2 protein-coding genes and 1 pseudogene are annotated in these 1,855 nt (G+C 73.4%); 2 read left to right on the forward strand and 1 reads right to left on the reverse strand.

Translation table 11 applies throughout. The annotated features are described in order from the left end of the window. Positions 1-414, forward strand: a pseudogene (locus GH736_RS22255) (DUF4190 domain-containing protein); the annotation flags it as partial. An 8-nt stretch (positions 415-422) separates the two neighbouring features. Continuing rightward, positions 423-998 carry a DUF4190 domain-containing protein gene (locus GH736_RS22260; RefSeq protein ID WP_159607145.1) on the forward strand — a complete coding sequence of 192 codons (576 nt, stop codon included), beginning with the start codon at positions 423-425 and terminating at the stop codon, positions 996-998. Between the two features lie 19 nt (positions 999-1,017). On the opposite strand, the gene GH736_RS22265 is transcribed toward GH736_RS22260, so the two are convergent. Then, on the reverse strand, positions 1,018-1,855 hold an 838-nt coding region (locus tag GH736_RS22265), incomplete at its 5' end, for a THUMP-like domain-containing protein (RefSeq protein ID WP_159607147.1).

Consider the following 1,855-nt stretch of genomic DNA (forward strand, 5'->3'; position numbering starts at 1 on the left):
CCTCCGCCCCCCGCCGGTGCCTACGGCGCTCCGGCCGCTGCGGTCGACGGCGGCTCGCCGTACGGCGGCGCCCAGCAGACCGCCTATGGTCAGCCCGGCTACGCGGTGCCGGCCTACGGCACGACGGCTCCCGCCAAGTCGACGCCCGTGCTCAGCCTCATCTCGCTGATCGCCGGCATCGTCGGCCTCGTGGGCTTCTTCGTGGTGTTCATCCCCATCGTGGGCGGCATCATGCAGCTGCTCATCCCCGCGGCGGCCGTGGTGCTCGGCTTCCTCGGCCGCAAGAAGGAGCCCGCGGCCAAGGGCATGTGGCTCACCGGCATGATCCTGGGCTTCGTCGGCATCGCGATCGGCCTGCTCTCCATCATCCTGTGGAGCGTCGCCTTCGCGAGCGTGCCCTACTACAGCTACTGAGGCCACTGATGTCCGACCGCGAAGGGGTCCCGCCCGAGGGCGGGGCCCTCTCGCGTTCTCCCGGGCCGACGCCGGTGCCGGAGGATCCCGTTTCCTCTCCGGCCGCTCCCGCTTCCGCATCCGCATCCGCCGCGGCGGGTGACGGCGCGCAGCCGGTGGCCGATGACGCGCTGACGATCGTCCCGCCGGCCGAGCCCACGCTGCGCGCGGACCCGGCGGTGCGCGAGTACGAGGTGCCGTTCGATACCGGCGAGCTGCGGTCGCTGCCGACGGGCCAGCTGCTCGTCGTGCACCGGGCCGAGCTCGCCCGCGTCGCGGATGCCGAGGAGGACGAGGAGCAGCGCCGTGTCTACAGCTGGATCTCGGCGATCCTCGGCGTGATCGGCGCCGCGGCGTCGCTGTTCCTCGGGTGGCTCCTGCCGCTCTCCATCGCGGCCATCGTGTTCGGCGTGCTCGGCCTCCGACGCGAGGAGGAGGGGCGCACGCTCGCCTTCGTGGGCATCGGCACCGGCATCGCGGGCCTCGTCTTCTCGTCGGTGTGGATCGGGTACTACGCGATCGTCTTCGGAGCCCTGCCGCGCTGAGCGGCCCATCGGGCGGGTCTCAGAGGCGTTCAACGAGGAGCACGACGCGTCGTCCCTCCTCGCGGGTCAGCACGATGGTGGCGCTCCGGTCGCCGCGCAGCTTCAGCTTGGTGCGGAGCGCCGCCGGGTCGACGTCGGCGCCTCGCTTCTTGATCTCGAGCGTGCCGATGCCCCGCGCCGCGAGCGCCTGGCGCAGCTGGCGCTCGTCGGAGGGGAGCCGTTCGAGCACCCGGAACCCGCGCGCGAAGGGCGAGTCGAAGGCCGTGTCCGAGGTCAGGTAGGCGATGCCCGGGCTGAGCATCCACGCCCCGTTCGCCCTGGCGAGGTCGCCGATGAGGCGGGCACGGATCACGGCGCCGTCGGGTTCGTAGAGGTAGTCGCCCAGTGGCCCGCTGGGCGCGTCCTCGCTGTCGGCTTCGGCGGTGAGCTCCGCGGCCGCGTCGCCGCGGATCACCAGCGCCGCGCGCCCGATCCCCGGTCGAGCCACCGCCCCCTGCCACACCGCCAACTCCACCACGTCGCCGTCGACGGAGACCCACTGTGCTTCGGAGCCGGCCGGGATGACGTCCCGGTCGGTGCCGGGCCCGAGCTTCACGCCGACGGGCATGCGGGCGGCCAGGCCGAAGGCGAAGTCGAGCGTCGGGGAGTAGTCCGAGGCATCCGAGAGCCGACGGGTGGTGCCCCCGGCCGTCGTTCGGCGGGCAGGGTCGAGCCATGCGCCCCCGATGCCGCCGAGCGGAACCTCCTCGGCGCGGGAGTGGAGCACGCGGGCCCGCGGGAACGGCGTGAGGTTGTAGGCGGCGATCGCCGCGGTGACCTCGTCGGCCTCGGCAGCGGTCACCTCGAGGTCGACGGCC

Origin of the sequence: Agromyces humi (assembly GCF_009720255.1) — a bacterium.
GTDB lineage: Bacteria > Actinomycetota > Actinomycetes > Actinomycetales > Microbacteriaceae > Agromyces > Agromyces humi.

Bases quoted from the DNA above. Each gene is read 5' to 3' on its own strand.
- GH736_RS22260 (WP_159607145.1), top strand. From the start codon at position 423: ATGTCCGACCGCGAAGGGGTCCCGCCCGAGGGCGGGGCCCTCTCGCGT.